Annotated in this window: 29 protein-coding genes; 3 read left to right on the forward strand and 26 right to left on the reverse strand. The window is 38.8% G+C overall.

Annotated elements, in window-relative coordinates; all coding sequences use genetic code 11:
- Positions 1 to 61: 61 nt before the first annotated feature.
- From FUT79_RS09115 to FUT79_RS09190, 16 genes are all read right to left on the reverse strand, one after another.
- Positions 62 to 412, reverse strand: a complete 351-nt coding sequence (locus tag FUT79_RS09115) for a DUF1064 domain-containing protein (protein ID WP_044634588.1) — start codon at positions 410 to 412, stop codon at positions 62 to 64.
- Positions 409 to 690 (reverse strand): HNH endonuclease, encoded by a 282-nt coding sequence (locus FUT79_RS09120; RefSeq protein ID WP_024751734.1) that lies wholly within the window; start codon positions 688 to 690, stop codon positions 409 to 411. The genes FUT79_RS09115 and FUT79_RS09120 overlap by 4 nt, the downstream gene beginning before the upstream one ends.
- Positions 687 to 1,016: a DUF4406 domain-containing protein gene (locus tag FUT79_RS09125; RefSeq protein WP_148889565.1), complete on the reverse strand. Its 330-nt coding sequence runs from the start codon at positions 1,014 to 1,016 to the stop codon at positions 687 to 689. The genes FUT79_RS09120 and FUT79_RS09125 overlap by 4 nt, the downstream gene beginning before the upstream one ends.
- Positions 1,017 to 1,119: 103 nt before the next feature.
- On the reverse strand, positions 1,120 to 1,941 hold the full coding sequence (locus FUT79_RS09130) for an antA/AntB antirepressor family protein (protein WP_024751624.1): 822 nt from the start codon (positions 1,939 to 1,941) through the stop codon (positions 1,120 to 1,122).
- Between the two features lie 94 nt (positions 1,942 to 2,035).
- On the reverse strand, positions 2,036 to 2,347 hold the full coding sequence (locus FUT79_RS09135; RefSeq protein ID WP_024751625.1) for a hypothetical protein: 312 nt from the start codon (positions 2,345 to 2,347) through the stop codon (positions 2,036 to 2,038).
- Between the two features lie 57 nt (positions 2,348 to 2,404).
- Positions 2,405 to 2,908, reverse strand: coding sequence for a hypothetical protein (locus FUT79_RS09140; RefSeq protein WP_148889567.1), 504 nt, complete (start codon positions 2,906 to 2,908; stop codon positions 2,405 to 2,407).
- A gap of 221 nt (positions 2,909 to 3,129) precedes the next feature.
- Positions 3,130 to 3,846, reverse strand: a complete 717-nt coding sequence (locus FUT79_RS09145) for a DNA-methyltransferase (protein ID WP_244951083.1) — start codon at positions 3,844 to 3,846, stop codon at positions 3,130 to 3,132.
- The gene (locus FUT79_RS09150) at positions 3,836 to 4,624 is read right to left on the reverse strand and encodes an ATP-binding protein (RefSeq protein ID WP_148889569.1); all 789 of its coding nucleotides are present in this window, start codon (positions 4,622 to 4,624) and stop codon (positions 3,836 to 3,838) included. The genes FUT79_RS09145 and FUT79_RS09150 overlap by 11 nt, the downstream gene beginning before the upstream one ends.
- A gap of 13 nt (positions 4,625 to 4,637) precedes the next feature.
- Positions 4,638 to 5,693, reverse strand: coding sequence for a hypothetical protein (locus FUT79_RS09155; protein ID WP_148889571.1), 1,056 nt, complete (start codon positions 5,691 to 5,693; stop codon positions 4,638 to 4,640).
- A complete protein-coding gene (locus tag FUT79_RS09160) occupies positions 5,690 to 6,505 on the reverse strand; it encodes a leucine-rich repeat domain-containing protein (protein WP_148889572.1) in 816 nt (271 codons plus the stop codon). The genes FUT79_RS09155 and FUT79_RS09160 overlap by 4 nt, the downstream gene beginning before the upstream one ends.
- Positions 6,506 to 6,544: 39 nt before the next feature.
- Positions 6,545 to 6,706: a site-specific DNA-methyltransferase gene (locus FUT79_RS09165; protein ID WP_148884079.1), complete on the reverse strand. Its 162-nt coding sequence runs from the start codon at positions 6,704 to 6,706 to the stop codon at positions 6,545 to 6,547.
- Between the two features lie 30 nt (positions 6,707 to 6,736).
- Positions 6,737 to 7,216: a hypothetical protein gene (locus FUT79_RS09170; RefSeq protein WP_148889574.1), complete on the reverse strand. Its 480-nt coding sequence runs from the start codon at positions 7,214 to 7,216 to the stop codon at positions 6,737 to 6,739.
- Between the two features lie 95 nt (positions 7,217 to 7,311).
- Positions 7,312 to 7,902, reverse strand: coding sequence for a hypothetical protein (locus tag FUT79_RS09175; protein ID WP_044634220.1), 591 nt, complete (start codon positions 7,900 to 7,902; stop codon positions 7,312 to 7,314).
- A 12-nt stretch (positions 7,903 to 7,914) separates the two neighbouring features.
- On the reverse strand, positions 7,915 to 9,372 hold the full coding sequence (locus FUT79_RS09180; protein ID WP_044634219.1) for a DUF1351 domain-containing protein: 1,458 nt from the start codon (positions 9,370 to 9,372) through the stop codon (positions 7,915 to 7,917).
- The gene (locus FUT79_RS09185; protein WP_197071828.1) at positions 9,338 to 10,171 is read right to left on the reverse strand and encodes a DEAD/DEAH box helicase family protein; all 834 of its coding nucleotides are present in this window, start codon (positions 10,169 to 10,171) and stop codon (positions 9,338 to 9,340) included. The genes FUT79_RS09180 and FUT79_RS09185 overlap by 35 nt, the downstream gene beginning before the upstream one ends.
- 58 nt (positions 10,172 to 10,229) lie before the next feature.
- A complete protein-coding gene (locus FUT79_RS09190; protein WP_044634970.1) occupies positions 10,230 to 10,616 on the reverse strand; it encodes a hypothetical protein in 387 nt (128 codons plus the stop codon).
- A gap of 402 nt (positions 10,617 to 11,018) precedes the next feature.
- On the opposite strand from FUT79_RS09190, the gene FUT79_RS09195 reads away from it, so the two are divergent.
- The gene (locus FUT79_RS09195) at positions 11,019 to 11,342 is read left to right on the forward strand and encodes a helix-turn-helix domain-containing protein (RefSeq protein WP_024753620.1); all 324 of its coding nucleotides are present in this window, start codon (positions 11,019 to 11,021) and stop codon (positions 11,340 to 11,342) included.
- Positions 11,343 to 11,538: 196 nt separating this feature from the next.
- Here the strand turns inward: FUT79_RS09195 and FUT79_RS09200 are convergent, their stop codons facing one another.
- The 3 genes from FUT79_RS09200 to FUT79_RS09210 are packed head-to-tail and all read right to left on the reverse strand — an operon-like array spanning position 11,539 to position 13,228.
- Complete coding sequence (locus tag FUT79_RS09200; protein WP_024753619.1) at positions 11,539 to 11,937, reverse strand: hypothetical protein; 399 nt, start codon at positions 11,935 to 11,937, stop codon at positions 11,539 to 11,541.
- A gap of 14 nt (positions 11,938 to 11,951) precedes the next feature.
- Positions 11,952 to 12,389, reverse strand: a complete 438-nt coding sequence (locus FUT79_RS09205) for a hypothetical protein (RefSeq protein WP_148889576.1) — start codon at positions 12,387 to 12,389, stop codon at positions 11,952 to 11,954.
- 47 nt (positions 12,390 to 12,436) lie between these two features.
- Complete coding sequence (locus FUT79_RS09210; RefSeq protein ID WP_148889578.1) at positions 12,437 to 13,228, reverse strand: LPD29 domain-containing protein; 792 nt, start codon at positions 13,226 to 13,228, stop codon at positions 12,437 to 12,439.
- 272 nt (positions 13,229 to 13,500) lie between these two features.
- On the opposite strand from FUT79_RS09210, the gene FUT79_RS09215 reads away from it, so the two are divergent.
- Both FUT79_RS09215 and FUT79_RS09220 read left to right on the forward strand, forming a co-directional pair.
- Positions 13,501 to 13,779, forward strand: a complete 279-nt coding sequence (locus FUT79_RS09215; RefSeq protein ID WP_024753616.1) for a helix-turn-helix domain-containing protein — start codon at positions 13,501 to 13,503, stop codon at positions 13,777 to 13,779.
- A gap of 439 nt (positions 13,780 to 14,218) precedes the next feature.
- On the forward strand, positions 14,219 to 14,503 hold the full coding sequence (locus FUT79_RS09220) for a helix-turn-helix domain-containing protein (RefSeq protein WP_187426840.1): 285 nt from the start codon (positions 14,219 to 14,221) through the stop codon (positions 14,501 to 14,503).
- On the opposite strand, the gene FUT79_RS15135 is transcribed toward FUT79_RS09220, so the two are convergent.
- The 7 genes from FUT79_RS15135 to hprK all read right to left on the reverse strand — a co-directional run bounded on the left by FUT79_RS15135 (position 14,496) and on the right by hprK (position 21,748).
- Positions 14,496 to 14,666 (reverse strand): hypothetical protein, encoded by a 171-nt coding sequence (locus FUT79_RS15135; RefSeq protein WP_156144639.1) that lies wholly within the window; start codon positions 14,664 to 14,666, stop codon positions 14,496 to 14,498. The genes FUT79_RS09220 and FUT79_RS15135 overlap by 8 nt on opposite strands.
- Positions 14,667 to 14,947: 281 nt before the next feature.
- A complete protein-coding gene (locus FUT79_RS09225) occupies positions 14,948 to 15,382 on the reverse strand; it encodes a hypothetical protein (protein ID WP_148889580.1) in 435 nt (144 codons plus the stop codon).
- A 191-nt stretch (positions 15,383 to 15,573) separates the two neighbouring features.
- A complete protein-coding gene (gene ftsH / locus FUT79_RS09230; protein ID WP_024753613.1) occupies positions 15,574 to 17,610 on the reverse strand; it encodes an ATP-dependent zinc metalloprotease FtsH in 2,037 nt (678 codons plus the stop codon).
- Positions 17,611 to 18,386: 776 nt separating this feature from the next.
- On the reverse strand, positions 18,387 to 19,388 hold the full coding sequence (gene holA, locus FUT79_RS09235) for a DNA polymerase III subunit delta (RefSeq protein ID WP_187426468.1): 1,002 nt from the start codon (positions 19,386 to 19,388) through the stop codon (positions 18,387 to 18,389).
- Between the two features lie 13 nt (positions 19,389 to 19,401).
- Positions 19,402 to 20,472, reverse strand: coding sequence for a hypothetical protein (locus FUT79_RS09240; protein ID WP_148889581.1), 1,071 nt, complete (start codon positions 20,470 to 20,472; stop codon positions 19,402 to 19,404).
- On the reverse strand, positions 20,469 to 20,735 hold the full coding sequence (locus FUT79_RS09245; RefSeq protein ID WP_002696632.1) for an HPr family phosphocarrier protein: 267 nt from the start codon (positions 20,733 to 20,735) through the stop codon (positions 20,469 to 20,471). Before FUT79_RS09245 ends, FUT79_RS09240 begins: the two co-directional genes overlap by 4 nt.
- A gap of 26 nt (positions 20,736 to 20,761) precedes the next feature.
- On the reverse strand, positions 20,762 to 21,748 hold the full coding sequence (gene hprK, locus FUT79_RS09250; protein WP_148889583.1) for an HPr(Ser) kinase/phosphatase: 987 nt from the start codon (positions 21,746 to 21,748) through the stop codon (positions 20,762 to 20,764).
- Positions 21,749 to 21,750 lie beyond the last annotated feature (2 nt).

The following is a 21,750-nucleotide window of genomic DNA, read 5'->3' on the forward strand; positions in this document are numbered from 1 at the left end:
GCAACTTCTCAATAAAGTCAATACGTTTCTTTTTATACCTTTTCTCACCATGTATACTTTTTTATACTTTGTTCTCGTAAAAATTGATTTCCGGATATTGCCATAATAAAAGCTTTTTCTTTAGCTTATACACTTCCGTCTTAACACCCTTCACATCCTCGACTATTTCTACCCCGCCTTTTGTCGTGTAGCGGAAATCGGCGACATAATGGGTTGCCCTTCCACCTTTTTCCGTTGCAGGGATAATTAAGAATTTAGGTTGTAATTCAAGGTTTTTTATCACGCCTGATTTTTCTAAAAGTCTTAACTCCTTGTATCGTAACATTTCCGCCTTGCTTGCAAAAACTATGCCGTCTGCCGTGCGCTGCTCTTTAGGGGCTGTTTTATATTTATGCCAATGACTATAGCTCACCTCTTCCCCTGCCTCCGTATCGCCTCAATGAGCTGTTCTTTTTCTGCCGGATTGTTGTCAATTAAAACGGCGGAATTACATTTTAATGAGCATGTTGTTCGCAAATTAAAAGCATGGTCTATAATGCCTATCCCGTACTTTTTTATGTTTAGTTTTGTTTTTGGTATTCTGTGCGCCATCTGTCCTGTTGTCCAATCTATTTTTTTACCGCAAACGGTACATTTAAAACCGTCTCGATTAAATACGTATAGGCGTGTTTTTCTCATAGAGCCTTTCATGCACCTACCTCGTCGAGTTCTTTTTTACCATTTACCAACCAATAATCAACATCGTAAACAGGGATGCCGACTTTCAATGCGGTCGAAGCCTCAATGTTCGCTCCCTTTGATTTTTCCCAGCCGCCTAAAAGAGCTACTCCATCACATCCTAACAATTGCATTAAATCAAAGCGCATCTTTTCATCGTAAGTTGCCCCTTCGGTAAATTCAAAATCGGCGGGATTGATAACCGTATAGCCGCTTTCCGTTAGCTTCCTTTCTGCTGCTTTAAACTGTGTTTTATAATCCGGAACATTCGTTATTCCGCCCGAAATATAGAGTTTCATGCACGCTCCTCGCTTAATTCTTTTTCGAAGATTAATTCTGATTGCCCTATGCTGCTATCTTCTTTTTTTGCCTCTTGCCCCTTATCAAGGATAAATGGTGGTCTCATGCCGATAGTACCTCTTTGTTAATAAAAAATGAGCGTAAATAATCCATGCCCTTTTGGAAAACTTCTGTTACAAGTGATATTTTTGTCTCGCCCTTTGCATTCCTCCAGCTACTTTCCCGCACTCTAAAATAGCCCCGATTGATATATTCTTGGTATGGGATGTTATCTGCATTGAGGACTTTTGCATTCCGCAGCATTTTAAAAGCGGTATTGCGCCCGAATGGCAAATGTAAAACCTTTACCGCCTCCGCCATACTGATAGCCCCTTTGCTTGAGGTGAGGGCATCGGCAAGCTCTACTTTCGGTTTTTGCGCTTCGATTGTTTTTTCCGCTATGGTTAATCTTTCATTTAATGAATTGATTGTGTTTTGGGAAACCTGCAAGGCTCTTGCCATTATCATCTCGGGAGTGTTCCACGCTTCCTCAACCTTAATAAGATATTGCCGTATTTTCCGCCCCTGCTCATTGTTTTCTACCATCGCCAATTCTTTAGCGGCTTGGACGGTTAGTAAATAATCTTTTTTGTTTTGCCCGCCGTGAATCTCGCTCCCCAAATTCGGTGAGCAAGATTGATAATCTTTCCCTTCGATTAAGCTGTATTTCTCAATACGCTCTTTTATCCATGTTGAAAAATCTCTGCCAACCTGTAATTGCATATGCAGTTCCCGCGCATTTACATATTGACGGTTTTCTACGGTATCAATTTTCAATATTTCATTTTGCTCAAACTCTGTTCCGGCGTTTTCAACCTTACTTTGAAATGTAAGGTTAGGCGGTACAGATGTCGTCGTCGTTTTATTTTTTGTTATCTCGTTCATCTTTTTTTTCTCCCGTTAAAAAACGCCTTTCAGAAAAACATCTTGCGTAAAAGGAGTAAAAAAAACGCACGTGCTTTCTGAAAGGCAATGAGTATCAGTTTTTTTTTTGATTATGAAACCGTAAATATAAATATATGCCGAGAGCAATAAACCCAAATGCGGCAACAACAATAACGCCATTAAACTGAATAAATCCCGTTATAATCAAAGTTATGAGTCCTACTGCAAGGGGAATTAATGCAGCTTTTCGTTTTGCCTTCACGCTGTCATAAACAGCTAATCCTCCTCCTGTTAAAACAATAGCTGCCCCGACACAATCAATCGGAACGGTTTGTCCGTAGTTCATAAATAATACGCCTGCCAAAACAAGCCCGACAATCACAATAAATAGTATTTTCGTTTTCATTTCAAAACCTCCGATGTCATTATTATTCACACTGGAAAGACGTAACGCAAATATATATTAAATATCCCCGATAAAAATTCCTAAATCTGCCGCCAGTAAATACGCAGCTTCAATTAGTAAACTTGCCTCGACCGTTGAACAGTCCGCCTCGCTTTGCGGAAACGGCTCATGGTAAATCGTATTCCACACAACCTCTCCCCATCCATTTTTCATTACCGGATAGTTAAGCTCATTCATCGCTTTCCGTTTTATTTCGTATTTCACAACATCAAAAGCATTCCCTGTGCTGTTTGCAATAATCCGTATTATGCCGTGAAGTTTTGTGTTCTGCGAATTCTTGCCTGTTGTCCGTTTTTTACGCTTATCAGATAACTCTAATTCTATAGGCGGCACTGTGTATGGCTTTTCTCCCGCCCTGAGGCTCTGCGCCTCTTTTCTAAACAAATCCCGCCTATGCTGAATGTATAAATCCATTTGCCGCTTATCAATATCGCCGATAATTCTTACTGTAAGCTCATTGTTTTTATAATGAACAATTTCTACCCTCGCATCTGTTTTCATTATGTTCGCTCTCCGTACCCACTAGTATTCATAACCACAAGTTTTTTTAAACCTTTGCTCGCTATGCACAATCAGTACATAATTCCAATCATCCAATTCGAGATAATCCCCTTTGTTGACAGCATCCCAAAATTTCATACCGTCATACATTGCCAAGGCTTGTGGATAACCATCGTTTTACAGGGCTTTTTATTCGGATTTTTACGCCGTTTTAATACCCATTAAACCGCTTTTTTTGATTGCCCTTTTATCGCGGTTTCCAGTCTGTTTTTTGCGATATTAAAATAATTATCGTCAATTTCCATGCCGATAAATCGGCGGTTTGTATTCAGGCACGCAATGCCGGTTGTGCCGGAACCCATAAACGAATCCAATACGACATCGCCTTCATCGGTGCTGTCAAAAATAAATTTTTCCATTAGTTCTATCGGTTTTTGCGTCGGGTGTATTTTTTCGCCGTTTGTTTTTCTCGCTCCGCTATTAAAACTTTTTATATTCTGTATAATATTTGAAAAAAGCCCTTTTGTGTCGGCTGTCTTTGTTTTTCCGGAAAATAAAATCATTTCATAGCCGAAACCGTAATTATTCATAATTGGGCGGGCGAGTTTTTGCCAAATAAGACAATTTTTTGCCGTAAGAATTGTATTGAAAATCGGATAATAAAAAGCATAGCTGCGCCAATCACAAAAGAAATATATACAGCCGTCAGGCTTTAAAATGCGCTTATATTCTTTAAAAAGCTTTTCATAAAAAGGCTTACAAATAGCTAAATCATTAAAACAGCCTTTTCGTCCGTTGTGAGTCATGCCTAAAAAATACGGCGGATCAGTAATTATTGACTGTATGCTTTCATCCGGAATTTTCGGCAAAAAGTCTAAACAGTCGCCATGCAGTAGTTCGATATTTTCGGTTAATTTCATTTTTTTCTCAATGCTCATGTTTTATTTCTCCTCTTAAAACGGGTCTATAACTTTCAAAATTAAAATTGACAACTATACCCAACTCCTTAATTCTGTCCCGCATTGCCTCTCCTCCGTGCAAGTCTATAATTTGACATAGACGTTCAAGGTCAATGTTTCCAACAAGCACAACCGGCAGCATTTCGTTGTAACGGCGGCGCAAGATTGTATTAAGCCAAGTTATGCGCCCTTCGGTGTTTTTCACCTTGTCAATTTCGTCAATCACCAACATGGGCGCATTAGCGTATTTATCAAGCGTTTTGTTTAAGCCTGCGCCGTATCCCGCTTGTGCGTCCAGTAAGTCGGTTGAGACGTCGTCAAAATCTCGGAAGATGCCGCCCGTTAGTTTTAGCACAGCATGCGCGAGATGAGTTTTACCGGTGCCGTTTTTGCCGAGCAGCAAAAGCCATTTGTTATTCGGATTTTTCGCAAACGACAAAACGCTATCCCGTGCGGTTTTGTTTTTTTCGTCAACGACAAAATTTTTAAAGCCGGCATTGCGGTACCGCTTGGGCAGCCCGTCTATTTTTTTTAAGCGTGCTTCAAACTGCTCAAGCTCTTTTTGCGTTTCGATTTCCGCCCGCTTCCGCTCTTGTTCACAAAGAGGGCAAGGGGATGCTTCGTTTGTTCTTGTGTCAATGAGGCATTTGTATTCACCGTGTGTTTTACATAAAGCTTTTGATTGCCGCAAATAGTCCGGCAAAAAAGATTGCGTAATATTTACCTGTTGCCATTTCCCTTGTTTTAAAACTCTCATAGTCTTTTACCCCCTAAAACATAACGCCCTCTAGTTCATCGCCGACGTCAGCACTCACCACCTGTGGCGGCGGTTGTGGCTTACCGAAAAACTCATCAATGCTGCTTTGCGAAAAATCCTGTTTTGAATAATCCTTCTCCGCCTGCGGGGAGCGGTTATTTTTTTCAAACTGCGTGAGAGTAAATCGCTCTGGCAAAAACTTAAGGATTATGTTTTTCCCGCAAAAACCGTCAAACCCGCCGGTAAAGTTCCACCAGGTTGCTTGTTGTTTTTTTAACGCCAAAACCTTTGCGTAGTTTTTGCATGCCGCAAGAATGTCAGGGGTAACAGGAATTGCCTGCTCCCGTAATTTATCAAGTCCAAGCTGAAAGTCTCGCTGCAAGAAGAGCAAAAAGGTATTTGGTTTGTTTATTCCCGCCTCAACAAAAACCCCGTATATGTCTTTTGCAAGCTGGGTTAAATTTTCGTTTTCTGAAAAGTCAGAGAAAACCTCCTCATCCTCCTGTTTGTCAGAACATGTATATATATCTTGTCCTGCTGTATCTTCAGGAGGAGGATGATTCACATTATCATTAACATTAACATTATCATTAACATTAACATTAACATTAACATTATCATTATCATTAGGGCGAATTGTTTTATTTGTTTTTATTGAATTCAATTGTTTTATTTGTTTTTCTTGTTTTGAATTGTTTTCTTTGTTTTCAATTAAATCCATTTGTTTTTTCTGCTCTGAATTGCTTTCTATATTTTCAGGCAGTTTTTTTGTTTCATTATATTTTATTTGTTTTTCTTGTTCTGTATCGCTATCGCTAGTTTTATTATTAGCTTTTTTGGCATTAGCATTTCCTACAGGAGCTCCTCGTTTGTTTGTTGCGTTATCGATGATATCCTTCATTGGAATCCAAATAAGTAAATCAATCCCTTCAAAATCCGGATCTATACCGTAAATTCCGTAATTAGTAACTGCTTCATAAAAGCGTAATTTCATGTTGATATCCGTCATTGCATCAATTTGTTTTTTGGTTGTTTCTGAAAAAATACAGCTTTTAAAATTTGATTTCATATGTTACCCCTTTTTTGCGGTTGTTCTCTTTTTATTCCATAATTCCATTTGCGTTCAGGAAAATCTTCAAAAAGTTTTTTGAAAACTTCGGCACTTAGTTGATTGTTGTTGCAGTACAGCCATTGCAAACTTGTACAACCGCTTGCGTTTAATGCGGTTAGTTGATTGTGTTCGCAGTCCAGCCATTGCAGGCTTGTACAACCACTTACGTTTAATGTGGTTAGCTGATTGTTGGAGCATCCCAGCCATTGCAGGCTTGTACAACCGCTTACGTTTAATGTGGTTAGCTGATTGTTGGAGCATCCCAGCCGTTGCAGGCTTGTACAACCACTTACATCTAATGCGGTAAGCTGGGTGCGGAAGCAGTACAGCTCTTGCAAACTCGTACAACCGCTTACGTTTAATTTGGTTAGCTGATTGTATTGGCAGTCCAGATTTTGCAAACTCGTACAACCGTTTACGTTTAATTTGGTTAGCTGATTGTATTGGCAGTCCAGATTTTGCAAACTCGTACATCCGCTTACGTTTAATGTGGTTAGCTGATTGTTGTAGCAGCTCAGCCGTCGCAAACTTGTTAAGCCGCTTGCGTTTAATTTGGTTAGCTGATTGTATTGGCAGCCCAGCTCTTGTATGTCATATCCCTTAATGATTATCTCTTCTGCGTTATTCTGGACAGCAATGTTTTCCCAGTTGTCGCTTTGCATCTCCGCAATTTTCTTACCACCGTTCCATACTTCACACGGGCTGCCGTCTTTTGTTGTAACACGCAGATTAATACTACCCGCTTTTGTCCTCATTCGTATTTTATCCATTTGCTGTCTCCAATAATTTTATCTTATGTTGCAAATTCATTAAAAAAGCATTTCACTTTTAACATGCGTTTCCGCTGCTTTTAAATTTTTGCACGCCTGCTTATAGTAACTTTCTTTTAATTCAATTCCTATAAACTTTCTTTTGAGGAGTATACTCTCATACCCTTCGCTTCCTATTCCTGCAAATGTTACCTTATCCATATAAACCTCCTCATCGGTTATAGTTTTGTTTTATCGTTTAAAAGACCGATACAGCATTTGTATGATGTCATTTTCATTCCCAACCCAGTATAATTTATTGTCGATGCGGTCATCTTCCGCTATTGGAAGTCGTGTACATTTTGCAAGCAGCTTTTCAAGTGCGTATTTATCAAGTTTTAGTTTCTTTTCAAGAAAAACTCTTTCAATTCCCGCTTCACCTGCTTTTTGTAATAACGTACACATCTTCTTGATTAACTCCTTTTCTTTTCTTTTTTGTTTTGCGCTTTTTACATTTTGCTTTTTTATAATTGCTGTTTGGTTATAAAAATCAAATGTTAATTGCAGCGGACTTTCTTTTGGCTTGTATTTATTTTTATAAAACAAAAAAAGCCGATATTCTTTTTTCCCAAAAATAAAAACAGGCGTATTGTCTATTGTTATTTTTGGAATGGTATATTTCCGCGCAAAATATCGCACTTCAGCCGTGCTGCTTTTTGTTTTTCTCGCCACCTCTGCCACGGTGTACAAATTGCAAATGCCTCCCGTTTTTCACTTTCTACCTCACACGGCAAAAGTAGAAAGTGAAAAATTATTATACAGTGTTTTTAAAATGGTAATTTGTCATCAAAATCGTTATACTGATTTTGTTGTGGTTGCGGTTGCCATTTATTAGCGTTTCCATTGTTTCTTTGCGCTCCTTGCGTCTGTTGTTGGTTTTGACTAGGCGCATGAAATGCCGACTGTCCCTGCTGCTGATACGCTTGATATGCTTGTGGGTTTTGCGGCTGTTGTCTTTGCTGCGGATATCCGTTTGTTTGCGGTTTCTCCGCTATAAGTCTTTGCACTTCAAAAAACTGCTTTCCGTCATTGTTCGGCTCGCTCTTGTCAATATAAATACGCCCTTTAGCTCCAAGCCATGACTGGACATTAAAATTACCACGAGGAATATTAAAGCAATCAAAAAACCGAGTAATGTTTTTGTTTGTTCGCTCCCACGCCTCCTGACTTGACTGGTCGTCAACAAGCCAGTACCGTAATTCACCTTGTCCTGCAATAGAAAAGCCCATCTCTACCATTGCCTTTCCTGTTTTTGAAAGAGTCTCTGTTGCCTTTGTAATGATACACTCCCACTCGCCTGGTTGAAAATTATTATCACTCCAGTTTTCATCAACCTGATATCGACTGCCAAATTTCATAAGTATTTCTCCTTATTTTAAAAATTGATATTCTAAGTCTTGTTCATCCATAAATGATTGCAAAGCTAACAACTGAGTTTCCGATCCGCTTACTGAAAACTGTACCGTATATAATTGCGCCGTTGCTGTTTGTGCCGCTTGCGGTTCTTGCAGTAACCCTGTAACATCAACGATTTCTGTTTGTCCCTGCTCTGCCATAAACGGAGCAGCCTCGATTGACGGAATATCTTCTATCTGTTCAATTACGGTTTTCTGATTTTCAACCTTTGCTAATCGCTCCCTGTTTGCCTTTATCTCATCTGCTTTTGCAAAGGCCGCATCAAGGTCAAGCGTTGAAAGGTAAAATTCTTTTGCCTCATCTTCTCCAAGCCGGTCAAGTATTTTTAAATCGTTTTTAATTTTTTCTGTTTTGCTATTCAATTCAGCGAAAACATCATCAAGCTTCATTGTTTTGTTAAGCCATTTTTCATTAAAAAGCAGCGCAAAATCTACAAGGTCAAAATTAAGCGAATTAAAATATTCAATGATAGTTGCTTTTTTAACCGCCTTATCCTGAGCTTCTACTTCCTTAACAATTTCATCAATTGCATTTGAAGCGGTTTTGATTAAAGAGACTGTTTCATTTACGGTTGTTTTAAACTCTTCAATCGGAGCCATAAATGCTCGCTCAATTTCAATGCGTTTGTCATTTAAAAGCTTTGCTGACTTATTCAGTTCCGCCTTATCTTTTTTTGCAGCATCAATATTTTCAGGGGTGTAATTTTCCGCCTTGTATAATTTAATTTGATTTTTAACCTGCTCTTTTAATTCTTTCGCATTTGTTGTAAGCTCCCCGACGTTTTGTGTGTATACCTCAAGCGATAAGGCTATCGGCTGCGCCACAATTTCTTTTGTTTGTTTTGCCATAGTGTTAAACTCCTTTAAAATTTTTTTTGATTGATAACAATCAAATACTTCTTGTATTGCCTCTTCCGAAAGAAACGGAATGTCATACACTTTAAATATTCCCGTATTTGGGACATGTAAAACTTTTAATTTTTTACTTTTAAAAAAGAGATTATAAAGATTAAGCTGTAACGTCCATAACGGTATGTTTTCTTTCGCCTGACTTTTTATGTCAAAAAGAATATCAGTGCCAACAATGTCCGCCGTCCCTGCAAACATAAAGCCGTTATGATTGTGATAAAACATTGCCTCAAACAAACATGCTGAACGGTTGATGTTCTTTTCAATCCATTTAGCTTCAGCCGATTGAATATTGCCGGTTTCTATTTCTTTATGAATTGCAGTCCCTCGATCCGCAGCAGCTTTTAAATTGCGCTGCGGAATATGCGACAAGTCCTCACCGGTAACAGAACGGATGATTTGCGTTACAGAAGGGATTACTACATCATTCACCTTATACGTATGCGTTTGTTCATCAAACACAAACTTATTATCTTGCAAATTGCATGATTGACGGTTTAACATGTGTTGTCTCCTTATTTTGTGTTTGTTTGCTTTTGTTTTGTGCAGGTGCACCTTCATTTGCGGGCAATGAATAATATTCTCGTATTGTTCGGTCTACCGCTTTTAAGTCATTCGGAATAAGCAGCGAGTCAAACATTCCCATCGGGGATTTGACGGTGTCGGCTCCATTGTTAATTGTTGCAAAACAAAACTGACGCTGATTATTACCATCAATTGCTACAACTGTTTTTAAAACGATTGTAAAAAGTCCCTCAAGCGTAATTTTTTCATCGAGTAACTTACCGATTGTTTTACATTTCTCTCGGCCGTCCAGCTGCTCAATATGCGAAAGAAAATATATAATCTTATCATCAGGAAGGTTTATTGCCGTTTGGATTAATTGAAAAAAATTGCTCCCGATATCCGTAAACTTTTCAAAACCTTTTTCTTTTGCTCGGTTCATAAATTCAAACGCCATCAGGTATTGACAATCATCAATTACGATGCTTTTTGCCGCTGCTCTTTTTAATACCGTCATTATCTCTGCGTAATTATCCGATTTTAAAACCGTTAATTCAGATTTAAACGGTAAAGGTTTTTTTGAAATGTTTACGATTGAGGCTTCCCCTCTTTTGAAATTGCGTAAACTCGTTGATTTACCGGTTCCGCTTTCCCCGATTACCATTACTACTACTGCCATTTGCTTACTCCTTGTTTTTGCATTTGCAATTTTCACATGCGCCGGAGCATTTATTGCTTCCGGATACGTTGCTATATTGACGGTTATATACATTCCGCCAAAAGATATACATGTACTCATCGTGCCTAAAAAATGTCATACTTTTAATTACTTGCTCTTTTGTCATCCGTTTTACCTTTTAAATAAAATCAAGTGGAGTTACTCCATAGTATGAATAAGGGTTTTTGTTGTATTCCCGCACTTCTTCCGCTAGTGATTTCCAGTCCGTTTGTTGATATACGGCGTCTGTCAATTCATCAGCGTCTTTTATACATAACCGCGCAAGCGCTTTTTCTTCCTCGCTGGTCAGCTCGTTAGAATAAGGCTCCATGTTTTTGTCAAAAATGGATAAATCCCCGACGTCTTCGCATTGATAGTCAATTTCAGGTTCATAATAACTATCAAAGCTCCAGCTAAATTTTTGCGTAACAGTCCAGCCATTAGAAAGCTTTGTTTCAACATTCCCAAAAGTGCAATCATCTTCAAAGCTGATTGTTTCGGATACTTTGGTAATAGGTTCGCTCATCTTTTTACTCCTTCTTGTGGTTTATAGATTTTTTATTTTCACTTTCGATGATGTATCTGCAACATTCTTTGAAAGTTCCCGTTTTAACAATTAGTCCTATACTTCTGTCTGTTAATTCAAATCCATCTTTCGTTACTTGAAAGGAATACATATTTCCGCTCCCTTTTTTCCTTTAAGAAAAAAAAGCGACTTAAGGCAGATGTCGTGTTTCCTTAAGTCGCTTCTTCGTGCGAAAGCACTAAAAAGAAGAACACGACTAATTCTTTTTAATGCTCTATTCTGTTTTCTATAATCAGCATTCGCTGAATATATTTATATTATACAAGCATTTGCTGAAGTGTCAACAGAATTTTAAGAAAATTCTTATTTTTTTTCTCTTTTTTCAGCCGATATTGAATATATATGACAGGGCAAGAATTAGTAAGAAGAATTGACTACCTACTGAAACTGAAAAATGAAAAACGACAGGCTCTCGCAAACGCTATCAATATAACCTCTCAATCTTTTACCGACTGGGATAAAAGAGGCAATTTCCCTAGAGCCGATGTTTTGTATAAAATTGCCATATATCTTGATGTCCCTATGGAATTTCTCGTAACCGGCAAAAATCCACCGCACTGGAAACCGCCCGCCCGCATCGCTCCCATTGTGGAAATTCTCGAAACCTTGTCAGACCAAGATTTAGAAGTAGTCCTTAAAATGGTAAGCGGTCTAGTAAAGGAATAACACCATGTTTATTTGTCTGCGATGTTCGACAATACTAATAGACTCCCTTGTTTTTCTGTCAGGGTTTACATTTCCCTTACGCACTTGAAAATAAATAAACCCGCTTTTTCAAATATCTGTTTGCGTGAAACGTCCTGCGCTTACGTTTTCCGCTTTTTCAAAATCTTCTAAACACCTGCTTAACAAGTCGGCGTTTTTATTGACAAAATCCCACCACTCCCTTTGCCCATCTTTCTTGTTCTTTTTCTATTGCTTTTCCTCGTTCTTTTTTTGTTTCAAAATCAGCCAAGCAGTCGCATTCATCTTCTATATCTTCCGCTTTTTCCTCAATCGTTTTTTCTCGCTCTTCTGATAAACGGAGCTTAAAAAGTCCCAGCCGCTCACGTGCTTTATTCCGTACATATAGGTCATCATCCTCTAATAAGATTTCTAAAATATCTGCTGTTACGTTTATGTTTTCTGCAACCGCACCCCGTACATAACGATGAGGATCGCTTGCGGCAAGAGATAATAAAATGTTTTGCGGCGTCTTTTCACTTTTCGCTATTGTCTTCCTTCTGTTTAAAGATAATTTTTTAATTTCCTCAATATTCATTTTTCATACTTCTCCTACATTAAACTTGCCTTAATACATTTCTTAAACCGCTTTAGTTTATCCTCCGGCAGCGTTTCAAATACTTCTTTTACACGCTCAAAAAAACTGCTATCATTGAGATTGTTTTTGCGATCACACTCCTGCGTTTCTGAATAAAGAACGTAGCCATAATTTTCTCCGTCCGTATCGATTGCATAAAGCACATCGAGGCCTATATAATGTCTGATTTCTTTTTGGGCGAACGAATAACATCGGTATTCTTCTGCTTTAGAAATAGCTTCTTCAAATGAAGTTGTATAAAGGTAGTCGCAGTTTACCGCTTTTTCAGTTGTTACCGTAGTAAGTTCCGCTCTAAAGATATACCCGCCATGTTCTTTAATAAGTGCCATCAATCCCGAAGCATCTTTTGCCTTGATTAAATCATTAATCTTTTTTGTTAAATCCATTTTCATTCCTCCATGTTTTCCGCCGGCTTTTATTCACCGGCGGAAGTTTTGATTTATGCCGTAAGTCGTTTAGCGCCTTTCGCTTCTTTAGTCGGTGCTATTCGTGCGGTGCGCTCTACAAACTTTGCGGGCTTCTCACTTTTGCCAACCTCCATCGACAAGTAGAAATTAGTATTAAAATAATCACTCATTACGTCGCTGTAATCAAAATTGTATGAATTTGCAAAGTTGAAAACGTCTTCTATAACAGTCCATATTACAGGATTGATATATGGACATAAACCTTTGTGCAAAGCACCAAAACCCAATTCACATCTTCCGCTTGTTTGGATTGTCCACTCGATAAACTCTTCACGCTGTTTTTTTGTAAGTTGACAGCGGCGAAGTTTATCGTTAAGAGAAGGCACAAAGCAACGCTCATCAGGGGATAAACTTTTTACGTACCCTTCTACTAATTCTCTGTTTGTGAATTCAATCGGATGTTCCATTAAAGCTATATCTATACGGCTGTCTGTTGTGGAAACTGAAAATTTGTATGTAGGATGTACATATTTGACATAGTCTCGAATAATAGCGGTTATGTCTTTATTCCTTAAGCCGCTAGTGTAACGCTTGCCTGTCCATCCTCGTTGTGCGTAAAAGTCGGACGTGAACTCTTTCGCCGTCTCTTTTACTTCTACAGGCGCATAGCGTTTAGCCACTGCAAAAGCAATGTCAAATTCATTGTTCAATTGCTGCATTTGTTCAGTAGACCCTCCAACATCCGGATGTACTCTTAAAGCTTCTTTTTTGTAAGTTGCTTTTACTTCTTCTAAGGTCATGTTGTTTTTAAAATATTTCATCATCTGTTCCTTTCCTGTTTTCCTAACAGGTAAATAAAAAAGCGACCTAAGACTAATGCAGTGTTTCTTAAGTCGCTTTTTAGCTAGTGCTATAAGGCACTAAAAAAATACACTGCAAGTTTTTTAGTGCTTTAATCCTTAACTGTATTTATATTATCGGACATTTATCCTTTTTTGTCAAGTACTTTTCAGGATATTTGTCCTTTTTTTTTTAGTTTTTTTATAAAAAATATCATTTTATAAGGTTTTTTGTCCGTTATTCCGATAAACTATGTATGTTAGATTTTTGGATACGTGTAAAAGAGCTGCTAAAGGTTGTTAATATAACTCAGCAAGACATAGCAACATCTATTCATATTCCTCCTGATACGTTCAGTAAGTGGATACAAAAAGACCGATTGCCGAATGCCGAACAATCTTATAAAATCGCCGACGCTCTGGGCGTCTCCGTCGAGTATTTAGTAACGGGAAAAGAAAAAGATAACGCACCAAAAATCACAGAAACTAAAGACCTCCTCTTGAAAGCTATCGAGAATTTGGATACGATGAAGTAAATATATATTCTTTATGAGGAGTTTTTATATATTTTGCAAAAAACCAAATCAGAATAACGGGCGGCTTTTTTGCGCTTTCCTATTTAAATATACCTCCAAAAAAACATGCTTCCCCAAAACACAATAGAGAATGAACCCCGTGTATCTCTATCGTGTTGGTGGGCAAAACTCCCAAAACAAGAACGTAAACAGTTCTGTTTAGAGAATTTTCATAGCCACTTGAGCTTGCCGACAACACAGACCGCATAAAGCGAACCCTTCCCTAAAACCCTTTGTAAGCCTCGCCGAAACAGAGTACTTTAAGAGGACGGCAAGCCGTCTGTAATACACTCTAAAAAGAGTGTTTATTGCTTTATATTAACTCTGTATAGAGTTAATGTCAATATACTTTTACGCTCTTTTGCGTTATTTTTTCTTTTTTTATACCGATATAGAGAGTATGGACGCTGATTCTATCTGGAATAATGTAAAACCTCTAATAAAAGAGCAAAACACCACACAAGAAGCTATTGCAAAAAAATGCGATATCCCTTTTAGGACTTTTCAAGGATGGATTTCAAAATCCATAATTCCAGATGCCGTCTCGTTGTATAAAATTGCCCACGCACTCAATGTTTCTGTTGAGTACCTTATAACCGGACGGCACCCAAATAACGCTGAAACTGTCGATAGAACTAAAACCCTTCTCGCTGAAGCAATGCGGACGCTTGACGATATTAAATAGCTGCCCCCGCTCTCTGCCGCTCTTTCTGTGTTTTTAGATACTCGATTATGGTTATTCTTCCCTGATGAATTACAAGCCGTAGTCCTACTTCTCCAAACTCAACACCGCTACATTGACGGGCTAATTCCTTACTGATTATTTCAAAGTCCGGCTGCTCGTGCATTTTCGCCCCCCTTTTTTTATAAACGCCTCTACATCCGATTTTCTAAACCGAACAACCCGCCCAAAATAAACTCGTGGAATATCGAGCTTATCCACCGTTCCCATGCTCAATTGAAAAATCTTGCATAGGTCTTGCCGAGTAAAATACTCATTCTGTATGTTTGTTGTATTTTTCATAAGGCGAAGTCTATCAGATTTTTAAGATGGCAATATCCGAAATAGTACCGTGTTTTTGTGTGTCTTTGTGTTTAGGTGTGTTTGCAATACCGAAATAGTACCGTTTTATTGAGTGTCCCTATATTCACGCATAAGACGTTTTATTGTCTCAAGCGAATAATCAGCTTTCCTTTCTGTCCGGATATTCTCCGAAATAAATGCAGGTGGAATGTCGCCGTAGTTATTTTCAAAAATCCACGCAATGAATAAGTCCATTGTTTGATGATAGGTTATGTATTTCCCGTCTTTCTGTTCAGGTTTTAAAGCCCCGCCATTTATCAAGTCTTCGATGATATCCGGTGGTTGCAGCTCTTCATATTTTTTTGAAAAACATACAAACATGTTTGATTGAACATGTATCAACTCATCTCCCGTTTTTATGCTTTCGCATAATTTTTGCATTAAAGTTAATTGATAATCGTTCATGGTATATAGAATAACGGGACATTCACAACTAACTTTTGGAGAAAACATGCCGATACATATAGCAACAATTGACACTTGCTAATGGCATGTCAAGTTAACTTTGTGTAATCTTGCATATGTTTTGATGTGCAAAGAGAATTATTATTTACTATTATGTTGTGTTTTGTAGAGCGGATGTGTGCTTGTGTGGTGTTTGGGTTTTCGTTTGGAAATAACAAAGTGGCTTTACGTAAGCCGCTTTGTTATGGTCTAATCAAAACATGTATTTAAATTTCGGAAGCATCATTTTGCGGTTTTTCATCAGCCTGCACCAAAGGAGTTTCGGCTTCTTCTTTTCCGTTACCGTTAAGAGAAGAAAGGTTTCCTTCCGCTTTAATGATTTCGTTGTACTCATCAAATTCGATGGTTTCTTTTTCCAGCAGCCGCTCCGCAATGTAGGTAAGCAAATCCTTTTTTTCGGTCAAAAGATTTGTAACCCTTTGATACCGCTCTTCCATAACTCGTGCAACTTCTTCATCAACATATTGTTGCGTTGATTCCGAATATTCTCTTACCAACTGCGGGTCTCCCGCACCATAGCCTGAACCGCGCTTAGTCAAGGCAACATTCTTAAATTTATCGCTCATTCCGTAATCGGTAATCATGCCGCGAATAATGTCGGATGCTCGTGAAATATCGTTTCCGGCACCGGTAGAAATCTCATTGAATGTTACATCTTCCGCCGCGCGCCCGCCAAGCAATACGTCAACCTCTGCAAGCAACTGTTTTTGCGTTACAATATGCTTATCATCTTCCGGAATGTGAAAGGTGTACCCAAGCGTGGAGGTTCCGCGCGGTATGATTGTAATCTTATGTACCTGATCTGCACCGTCGGTAAAGGTGCTGACAAGCGCATGTCCTGTTTCATGGTATGCAATGACTCTGCGCTCTTCTTCCCTGATTACCCTGCTTTTCTTTTGCAAACCTATCATCGCTTTTTCTACCGCCTCGTCCAAGTCGGTATTAATGACAACCTTTCTGCCCGAACGAACCGCAAGCAAGGCAGCTTCGTTAATAACGTTTGCAAGATCGGCACCGGAATAGCCACTGGTAATACGCGCAACGGCTTTCAGATCAACATCGGGAGAAAGTTTTACATTTTTTGCGTGGATTTTAAGAATAGCTTCCCTACCCTTTACATCGGGACGATCAACCACTACTTGACGGTCAAACCGTCCGGGACGCAACAGAGCCGGATCCAACACATCGGGGCGGTTTGTCGCTGCAAGCAAAATAAGACCGGTTGTGTTATCAAAGCCGTCCATCTCTACCAAAAGCTGGTTAAGGGTTTGCTCACGCTCATCATTGGAATTGATGCTGTTAATCCTGCTCTTACCGATTGCGTCAAGCTCGTCAATAAAAATAATACAGGGAGCCTTTTCCCGTGCCTGCTTAAAAAGATCCCGCACACGGGAAGCCCCGACGCCGACAAACATCTCAACAAAATCGGAACCGCTTATTCTGAAAAAAGGCACGCCTGCTTCGCCGGCAACCGCCCGCGCAAGCAATGTTTTACCGGTACCGGGCGGGCCGACCAACAACACACCGCGCGGTATTTTACCACCTATTTCAGTATACTTTTTTGGATATTTTAAAAAGTCAACCACTTCCATCAACTCTTCTTTTGCCTCATCAACACCAGCAACATCGCTGAATCTTGTGGTAACCTTTCCCTCTTCCACAGCGGCGGAGCGGGCCTGGCCTGCGGAAAAAATACTGCCGCCAAGTCCGTTCATACCGGAAGTCATTCGTTTAAAGAAAAAGCGCCAGATCAACACCAAAATTAAGATTGGAAAAAGATATTGCAGAATATCAAACAAATAGTTTCGCTCTTGCGGCTTTATGCTGTATATTACCCTGCGATCATCCAAAAGCTTTAAAAACCCGTCTGAAAGCACGCCGACTGTTTGATAAGCGGCATCATCGGTGGAATTAAATAAAGAATAAAATGAAGGATTTGTATTTGTATTTTCTTTTGATTTCGTGTATCCGTAAAAATACGAAGGACCCATTCTTACCCGTACAATTTCACCGCTTTCTATTCTATCCTTAAATTCAGAAAACGGAATTGCATTGTCGGTTCTTGTTAAAAGATATTGATTTATAAAAAGTAAGGCTATAAAAACACCTGCAATAATAAGCCATAGCGGCTTTTTATGCTTCGGCTCTTTATCGTTGGGAGAATTAGTATCCTGACCCCGGTTAAAAAAATTAAACGGATCATTCGGATCTTCATTCCTATTTTTCTTATCATTTTCACTCATATGGATTCAAAACACCTCCCTGTATATAATACATAAAACAAGTGAAAAAGTCGAGAGCAAAAGTATAAATTGTCAGAGTCATCGTATGAAGATAGGGAGCGAAAATGTTTAGTTGGGCGTTGCGGTTTGAAATTTTTCAAGGGCCGGCTTAACTTTAACTTTGCCGGAGCCTAACACCTGCAAACCGCCGGCGTACTACGGTCTCCGCTTAAAGCTCCGGCTATTTAGCGGCAGAAATTGCTGCCGCTAAATGATCCGGCCGACAAGTTTTGAAAAACTTGCCGTCCGCCCTCCGTCCGCCTAACGCTGTTGCCCTGCTAAAGTGAAAATTTACTGTTACATGCTTTCCGCAGAAAGATCGCCCCGAAAAAACGCTTAGTTTCATAAGTAGTTTTTCTGCCTTTTATGCTGCCCATCCAACACTTCAGTATGGGGTCATTTTTACGATGCTTACAAAGGGACATCATCATAGAGGTTCAACACATTATAGTAAATTGCCATGGATATTAAAACCAGAACAATTGCAAAACGATGTTTAAAAGCATCAATACAAAATTGTAAAATTGAAGCTTTAAAACTTCGCCGTTGCGCCGTGTCGAACTCCTTTTTATAAATTTTACCTAGTGTAACGTTTTGTAATTAAGTTCCTGTTATAAAAATCGGGGTATCAACAATAAGGGACTGCGGATTTAAGCATTCCTATGGTAAATTGCTCGCCGTTGCGCCGTGTCGAACTCCTTTTTATAAATTTTACCTGGATTATAAAAGCGCCGGCTTTAATAGGGTTGGTATTGTCCGGGTGTATTTCCGCCGCGTACCAAAATAGTGTATAGACATATTTCCATCAAAGCTGTTTGCAATACCGTTCCGGATGATCGAATCTCAAAGTCGGTTTTGTTCAGTAAAGCGATAATTTTTAATACTGCCGCCTTATCCCATACAGCAGCAGCACGTCGATATTGCTCAATTGCTTTTTTTGAAATAAAACCAGCTTTTTTTAAACTACTATCATCTGCGTTTCCTGCGCTTTGCAATTGCAATACATGCCAATCATACAAACGCCTAAATGTATAGGTTAGCCCTGCAATAATTTGAATCGGTGATGAATCTTTGGAGAGTAATAATTTACGGTTGATATCTAAAGCAAGCTCAAGCTTTTTTTTTGTAAGCGCATCAAAGAGTGTAAAAGGGCTTTCTTCTTTATTATGCGAAAGCAACTCTTCAATATCGGCAGCGCTGATACGCGCTCCTTTTTTAAAAAAGAGCACTAAATGTGTGCACGTTGCTTTTAAAGCATCAGTATTATTTTCAACTAATTCTAGCAGTGTTGCAACCGCTTCATTTTCAATGGTAAAGCCTTCTTTGCTGAAAAAATTTTTAATCCACTCCTGTTTTTTGTTTTCAAATAATTCCCAGAATATTTTTTTTTGCGTAGGCGGAATTGCCGCTTCAATTTTTTTATCAATGCTTGTCTCATCTGAAAGCAAAATTAAAAAACTGTCGGTTGTATTTTCTGCGGACTTTATCCATGTAGTCAGTATTTCAATCTCTTCTTTTTTTTTGATTAATTCCGCCGAACGAAAAATGATAAAACGGACATCAGAAAAAAGAGAGCCGTTTTGCAAAAGACTGACCACATCATGTATGCGTGTGTCTATCGCATAAAAAGTCTGCACATCAATTACGCCTAACGTTGCCGCTCTTTCTTTTATTTTTTCTATCGCGGTGTTTTTTTCTCCTATTTCAGAACCTAAAAAAAGCCATACAGGCGCAGCCATAACTTCTCCTTCTTTATTTTTCTTCCCGCATTGTTTTAATGAGATTATGTATTGAGTCGCTAACTTCTGCACATAAAAAATTTTGTTTTGTAATATACAGTGCGGGATGCCCTTCCGCTAATGCGGAAACGGAGGCGATAAGGGTACTGTGATACTCATCGATAAAAATAATAATTTTATAATACACAAGGGAGGAAAATAAAATAATCGGTAAAATAAATAAAATGAGTATACGAATAGGTATACCCGCTATAATTTCTTTAATTGTTTCTGCACGAAGCACCTGTGTGTGGAGAGATTTAATCTGCTCTGCATTTTTAAAAAAGCTATCCGGCATGGTGGAAGTATACACTGCAAGATATTTTTTTCTTCCATACGAAATATATCGCACCGCCCGTATAACCGATTTTTCATCGGAAAGCGTTTTAATAGCTGTTTCTGTTTTAGCAAGCTTACACTCTTCTATGGACAAAAAAAGAGCGCTGTCACCTGAAGCTTTTAGCAACCGTAACAAATCATCTTTTATTTCAAACAGTTGATACGCAGCCGCCCCTCCATCAATTATTCGCATTTCTTTAAGATAGTTTTTATTTAATTGAAGAAAATGGCTGAGATTCAAACCGGTGAAATACCGATCACAAATTCTTTCCACTTCTGCAATTCTTTCTTTTGTGTATAAATTAAGAATCTCATTAGCCGCAAAAGCACTGTTTTCAAACTCGCTAGTAAAAAATTCATTTATCGGAGCCGTGATAAAAAAAGAAGCTATAAGCGTTACCAATACTGCTTGGAAAAAAGAAATAAAAAAAACAATGATAAAAAGTTTTGCACGTAATTTGCTTTTTTTCTTTTTTGCCGATGACATAAGCACAAAGAAAATAACAATGGCGGCAATTATCAGTATAAGAGGAGTAAGTACAAAAAAGAAAAGTAACCGCCCGCCGTGTGCGATACCTTCCGACAAAAAGAGTTTTGCACTTGCGGCAGCCGCAACGGAACAAGCAAGAATAACAAGAAATAAGAGAAAAACTAAAAAAGGTATATGAAAAAAATCTGTTTGAATTGCTTTACGTATTTCTTTCACTCTTCTTCAAATTTACCGGTAAATAAAAGTTCAATCGCAGCAACTGCCTCCGCCGCATCGTCTCCTTCGGCAGTTAGAATAAGCTCTGTATCATACCCAGCAGACATAGTGATAATTCCCATAATAGATTTTGCATTTATTTCCGCATTGTCTTTTTTAAACATGAGATTTGAAGAAAACTTGTTTGCCGTTTGCGCAATGAGCGCAGCAGGTCTCGCGTGGATTCCTGCCCTGTTTAATACTTTTAGTTTTTTAGTTATCATCGCTTACTCCTCTCGCTGTCAATTTTTCAGTATGTATCGTCTCCGCTATAATACGGACTTCGTTTGGCATCTGTTTCGATCCACTTCATAACATTTTGATTAAATTCTTTTGCGGAAAAATACCCCATGCTTTTTAAGCGCTCATTCATTGCCGCAGTTTCTAAAATGATAGGAATGTTTCTTCCGGGCTTTACCGGAATTTCTATAAGAGGAAGTTTTACCTCTAAGATCTCTGTTGTAAGCTCATCGGTTCCAAGTCGATCGTATACTTTTGATGAATTCCACTCTTCAAGTTTTACTACCAGTTGAATCTCTTTTTGTTCCCGTATGGAACCGACACCGTATAGCTGCGTTATATTAATAATACCGAGTCCGCGTATTTCCATATGATGTCCAATAATCCGATTTACACCACGTCCGATCAAACTGTTTCCGTTTAAGCAGGATATTTCCACTAAATCATCTGCAACAAGCCGATGCCCGCGCTCAATGAGCTCAAGGGCAGTTTCGCTTTTTCCCACACCTGAATCCCCCAAAAGCAAAATTCCTAAACCGTATACTTCCACTAATACTCCGTGTATGGAAATTTTTGGGGAAAAGATATTTGAAAGTACCCGCATTAAACGCAGCGAGAGGTCGCTTGAGGAAAGACTTGTTTGTAAAATGGGGCACCCTGAAGATTTAACAATAGCTAAAAATTTTTGCGGCGGTTGAATGGCATGGGTAAAAATACTGCAAGGCATGTTATACGTAAACATTTTTTCAATATTGCCATACTCATGCATTTCAAGTAATTTTTCCAGATATGCGCATTCTCCGCGTCCGAAAATTTGGATTCGCCGATGCGCAAAAGAATCAAAAAAGCCTGAAAGCGCAAGTCCCGGACGATTCAGATCGGGTATTGTAATATCCCGTTTAAGCCCGTCCTGCCCGCTGATGCAATGCAGATCAAGAGAATCATGTTCTTTTAAATTTAAATCTAATAAATCAAGTACTGTAAATACATCTTCCACCG

Origin of the sequence: Treponema phagedenis, assembly GCF_008153345.1 — a bacterium.
GTDB lineage: Bacteria > Spirochaetota > Spirochaetia > Treponematales > Treponemataceae > Treponema > Treponema phagedenis.